The 4,285-nt window shown below is 71.1% G+C and carries 6 protein-coding genes; 2 read left to right on the top strand and 4 right to left on the bottom strand.

Features of this window, described 5'->3' with window-relative positions:
* Nucleotides 1-181: 181 nt before the first annotated feature.
* The 3 genes from AC0Z36_RS29265 to AC0Z36_RS29255 all read right to left on the bottom strand — a co-directional run bounded on the left by AC0Z36_RS29265 (nt 182) and on the right by AC0Z36_RS29255 (nt 2,095).
* Nucleotides 182-409, bottom strand: coding sequence for a hypothetical protein (locus AC0Z36_RS29265; RefSeq protein WP_485466107.1), 228 nt, complete (start codon nt 407-409; stop codon nt 182-184).
* Nucleotides 410-513: 104 nt separating this feature from the next.
* Nucleotides 514-816, bottom strand: a complete 303-nt coding sequence (locus AC0Z36_RS29260; protein ID WP_485466106.1) for a 4a-hydroxytetrahydrobiopterin dehydratase — start codon at nt 814-816, stop codon at nt 514-516.
* Nucleotides 809-2,095: a helix-turn-helix domain-containing protein gene (locus tag AC0Z36_RS29255; RefSeq protein WP_485466105.1), complete on the bottom strand. Its 1,287-nt coding sequence runs from the start codon at nt 2,093-2,095 to the stop codon at nt 809-811. The genes AC0Z36_RS29260 and AC0Z36_RS29255 overlap by 8 nt, the downstream gene beginning before the upstream one ends.
* Nucleotides 2,096-2,383: 288 nt before the next feature.
* Between AC0Z36_RS29255 and AC0Z36_RS29250 the strand changes: the two genes are divergently transcribed.
* Nucleotides 2,384-2,965, top strand: a complete 582-nt coding sequence (locus AC0Z36_RS29250) for a hypothetical protein (protein WP_485466104.1) — start codon at nt 2,384-2,386, stop codon at nt 2,963-2,965.
* A 5-nt stretch (nt 2,966-2,970) separates the two neighbouring features.
* Here the strand turns inward: AC0Z36_RS29250 and AC0Z36_RS29245 are convergent, their stop codons facing one another.
* Nucleotides 2,971-3,558 (bottom strand): hypothetical protein, encoded by a 588-nt coding sequence (locus AC0Z36_RS29245; RefSeq protein ID WP_485466103.1) that lies wholly within the window; start codon nt 3,556-3,558, stop codon nt 2,971-2,973.
* A gap of 58 nt (nt 3,559-3,616) precedes the next feature.
* Here AC0Z36_RS29245 and AC0Z36_RS29240 point away from each other — a divergent pair, with 58 nt between their 5' ends.
* On the top strand, nt 3,617-4,195 hold the full coding sequence (locus AC0Z36_RS29240; RefSeq protein WP_485466102.1) for a hypothetical protein: 579 nt from the start codon (nt 3,617-3,619) through the stop codon (nt 4,193-4,195).
* Nucleotides 4,196-4,285 lie beyond the last annotated feature (90 nt).

The following is a 4,285-nucleotide window of genomic DNA, read 5'->3' as shown; positions in this document are numbered from 1 at the left end:
CACAACCGCCGGGCCCGCCCCTACCGGTGGGAGTACGACGCGGACGCCGATCACGCCCGCTACCTCGCCCGCCGTCCCGAAGCGGAGCAGGATGGTGGGCTCTACGCCCAGGCCGCATAGTCCTCACGCCCAGTGACCAATTACCGTCCCGCAACCAGCAAGGAACTTCCGACGCGCTGCACTAGGCGGCCCGCTGCTCGGCCTCGGCTTGCCGCCGCTTGGCCTCCCGGCACCCGGTGCAGACGTTGTGGTCGGTCGTGTAGCGCTCCTTCTTGTACAACGCCCAGTTCTCGTCGGTGAACTTCGTCCGGCAGCGTGAGCACGCCGGGCGCCGGGCCGCTTCCTCGACGGCACGGCGTTCGGCGTCGCGCCGCTCTCTCTCCGCCCGCTGGGCCTGGGGAAGGCCCAAGGGAGCTGACGCCTGAGCAGACCCAGGAGCTGGCCGCGCGGATACAGACGTCCCTCGCGGACCAGCCCGAAGAAGAGCAAGCACCGTGAATGACTCACACGGCCTCAGGACGTCGCGTTGTGGGCGGCCGCGACCGCCTCGATGCGGCGGGCCAGCTCGATGTCGTGTTCGGCGACGTGCCCGCCGAGGTCACTGGAGGAGATCGACAGGTGCAGCGTCTTGTAGCCGAGGGTGGCGTTGGAGTGGTGTCCCCACTCGTCCTGGATGGCGGCGATGTGCATGACGAACGCGGCACCCGCGATGTGCTTCACCGTGTACGTGCGCTCGATCCGGCGGCCGTCGGTCGTCCAGCCCGGCAGGTCCTCGATGCGCTTGTTGATCTCGTCGTGGTTCAGGGCCTCAGCCATGTACGCCTCCCTCGATGACGGGTGTCAGCACGTCGGCCAGGGCGTGCCCGACCGGGGCATCGTGCCACAGCCGCATGTCCCGGGCGAGGCCTTGAAGTTCCCGGGCGGCGCGGGCTGAGCCGGTCTCGACGGTGATGGCCGCCGCGGTGCGGGCGAGATCGAGCGCATGCTCGGGTTCGCCCTGCGCGGCTTTGGCGCGGGCGTGCCGGGCGGACCACACCCCGACGTCGCGGCGGGAGACGGTCGGGCTGGCCGGGATGATCTGGCTCCACAACCGGTCGGCCTCCGCGGCTGCTCCCAGCCGTCCGTAAGACGTGGCGCGCTGGACTTCGACGTAGGCGGGGGTGCGCAGGCAGGCAGTGCCCCACTGCTCGACGTCGACACGGGCGACCAGGAGCGCCGCCTGGTCCAGGAGCTCGTCGACGGCACGGCGGTCGCCCAGGAGCGCGGCACCGTGGGCCTGCTGCTGCAGGGCGAACACCCTCACCTCCGGCGACAGGCTTTTGCCGGCGGAAAGGGCGCTGGTGCACAGGTCGACGACGACGGTGCCCGCGCCGCGGTCGGTGTGGGCCATGGCGCGGTCGACCAGACAGCAGGCGACCGCCTCCGCGTTCCCGGAGCGGTGCGCGAGCTCCAGGGCCGTCCCGTGCCAGTAGAGCGCTCCCTCGGGGTCTCCAGCGTCGAGGAACAGCCATCCGGCGAATGCGGCGTAGGCGCTCCCGACCTGGGACAACGGACCGCGCACGGCGGCGTCCGCGTCGTCCAGGAGGCGTCCGACCAGCCCGCTCTGGGCGACGACGGTGGTGATGAGGTCGAGCGGCCCGAGCATCATGTCGGCGCAGTAGTGCCCGGCGAGCTGTTGGCGGAAGTAGTCGGTAAGGGCGGGGTCGACACTCCGGCGGCCGCCCCGGGTGAACCCTGCGGGCAGGGCCAGGGTGGCGGCGCCGGACAGCGTGAGGAATCGGCGGCGGTCCACCGGAACAACGCTAATCACCGGAGCCGGACCTTCCGATGCCGTTGGTCCGGCCGTTTTGATGCCCAGTTCGGTCTGGGTTCTGCCGGTCAGCCGGGTCAGCAGGCGGCGGTAGACCGGGCTGGGCCGGGTGACCTCGCCGTCCTCCCACTTGGCCACCGTCCGCGCGGTCACGTGGACCTCGCGTTCTTCGGTCTGGCCGGCCAGCGCGGTCAGGGCCCGGGCGAACTCGTCGCGGGATTCCCCGCGCTTTTCGCGGACGGCGCGCAGCAGCCGGTTGGGCGTGCGCGGTCGGGGAGCGGGCATCGCGGTGGGCCTCACTTCTGGCCGGGGCGACCACCGTACCGAGCGGGGGCGCAGCGTGACCACGTCGGAGAAAAGGCATCACAGAAGGCATCGCGAGGTCGGGTACGGCGGCGGAAGACTCATGGCGTGGCCCGGCTCCGCCGTGGCGAGACCCCGCCGGGTTTCCACCAATCCCGTCGGGCCGGGCCACCCGAACACCTGCCGCGGTGCGGAGTCCGGTGGCCTCCATCCACCCACGGTTCCGCATCGCGGCAGCCCACCCGCACGAGTGACTCTGGGGAGACCGCCATGCCTGTCCTGCCCGACCCCCGCACCGCCGGCCAGCGCGCCGCACAGATCCTCACCGCCATCAAGGCCGACGCCGAGTACGACCGTCTGATCGACAGCAGCCTGCTGTACGCGGACTGCTGGAAGTGCGCTGCGAACGGCTTCGTCGTCGTCGCCGCGTGGGACGAGACGAAGGACTCCCCGTTCCTTCTCGCCGAGGCCTTGAAGGCTTTGGCGCTGAAGGCGGCGGTGTTCGAGTCCACCGCCGACGAGCACCTGGCCGAGCTCCTGGTCGCCGGTCCCGTCGACGAGATGGTGCACGCGGTGCTCGCGCAGACCAGCCTGATGACGCGCATCGCCGGGCGTCTGGGCGTGACCTGGGTGCACATGACCGATTGTGAGAGCTACGGCTACGAGCCGGGCGGCTACACCGACGAGGTGTACGCGGCCGCCGGGTTCGGTCAGATGGACCGCCGGTACTGGCTGTCCAGCACCGAGGCCTCGCGCCGCAGCGCGCTGCTCGACCAGCGGTACGTCAGCATCGGGTTCGGGGCCGGCGGCCGGTCGCACTCCTTCGACTTCGCCGAGCCCGTCCCGGCCTGAGTCATTCAGACGCGGGGCAGGACCTGCCGCAGCGCGTCCAGCACCTCCGCCTGACCGAACCTGGCCCGTGCCGTCTCCTCGGCGCGGGCCAGTGTCGTGGGTAACTGCTCGGGTCCGCCGTCGCGCAGCACCGCCAGTAGCCACACCTGAAGGTCTGCGGCGTTCTCGGGCAGGCCCGGCAGAGGTGGCCCGGTAGGCACGGCGGCGTCGAGCGTCGCAGGCCTGCGGCGGACCAGCGTCGACGTCACGGTGTTCACAAACGCCTTCACCGGCGCCGGTTCCGCGGCACGGGCCGGCACGACGGGCTCGGGTTCCGCGGCGGCCGGGGGCGGGGGCGTGGTCCAGGCAATGGTGTCGGGCACGGTGTTCTCGGAGGCGTACCGGCCCGGGGCCAAGGCGACCCGGTCGGGGTGGACACATACCGGGGCGCCGGTGAGTGCGTCCTTGCGCATCCCGTCGGCCGGATCGAACGGCCACCGCTTGTCCGGGCGCTCGGCGACGTCGAAAGCGCCGGCGACAAACAGCAGGGAAGGGCACCAGGAGCAAACATCGTCCTCGCGGTGCGCGGGCAGCCGCGGCCGGTCCTGGGTCATCGGCGGCCTCCGGTCAGTAGCGGCGTAACACCAAGCGTAGTGAGTCATTGGAGGAGTAATGGGCGTTCTGTCCAAGCCACGCGACCACCTGATCGAGCAGGCCCTGGGCCTGGCGAATGTCTGGTGCGCCGGGCACATCATCGACGGGGCTCCGGCGCTGGCCCACGCGGTGAAGGTCACCGCCGTCCTGGAGGAGCACGCCCGTACCACGCCGGTGGAAGTGTTGGCCGGGGTGCTGCTGCACGACGCCCCGGACCTGGGACCGGCAGGGGAGTGGAAGCCGATCGTCGCCGGGATGTTCGGCGAGAGAGTGCTGCAGGTGGTCTGCGGTCTGGAGGCCGAGCACCAGGCGCTGGACACCTACGGCCTGGTCCCGGGGTCGTCGAACGCGCGGATCGAAGCGCTGGGCCGCACCGACCCGGACGTGCTGCGGGCGCTGGCCGCCGACAAGGTCGTCAGCATCGGGTACGTGCTCGGGCAGGCGGCGAAGGCGGAGGACCCGGCGGAGTACTGGGCAAAGCGTGAGTCGTTCCTGCGGTGTGTGCCGCACTTCCAGGAGTTCGCCCGCACCGCCGCGCCCTATCTGCCTCCGACGATGGCGAACGCACTGGACACACTGCTCAGCAGGGCACCCTAGTGCAGCGCGTCGGAAGTCCTTTGCCGGTCGCACCGGCTGCCTTGATCACTCTTGGTAGTCGGCGAGGTGGATGAGGGCGGCCGTCTCGAA

Source organism: Kitasatospora sp. UYEF31, assembly GCF_057291755.1.
The sequence above is the reverse complement of the archived record's forward strand: the minus strand, read 5'-3'. Positions and strand labels throughout refer to the sequence as shown.

Excerpts from the sequence above, each read along its gene's own strand:
- AC0Z36_RS29250 (WP_485466104.1), top strand. The coding sequence starts at position 2,384 with ATGCCTGTCCTGCCCGACCCCCGCACCGCCGGCCAGCGCGCCGCACAG.
- AC0Z36_RS29260 (WP_485466106.1), bottom strand. The coding sequence starts at position 816 with ATGGCTGAGGCCCTGAACCACGACGAGATCAACAAGCGCATCGAGGAC.
- AC0Z36_RS29240 (WP_485466102.1), top strand. The coding sequence starts at position 3,617 with ATGGGCGTTCTGTCCAAGCCACGCGACCACCTGATCGAGCAGGCCCTG.
- AC0Z36_RS29255 (WP_485466105.1), bottom strand. The coding sequence starts at position 2,095 with ATGCCCGCTCCCCGACCGCGCACGCCCAACCGGCTGCTGCGCGCCGTC.
- AC0Z36_RS29245 (WP_485466103.1), bottom strand. The coding sequence starts at position 3,558 with ATGACCCAGGACCGGCCGCGGCTGCCCGCGCACCGCGAGGACGATGTT.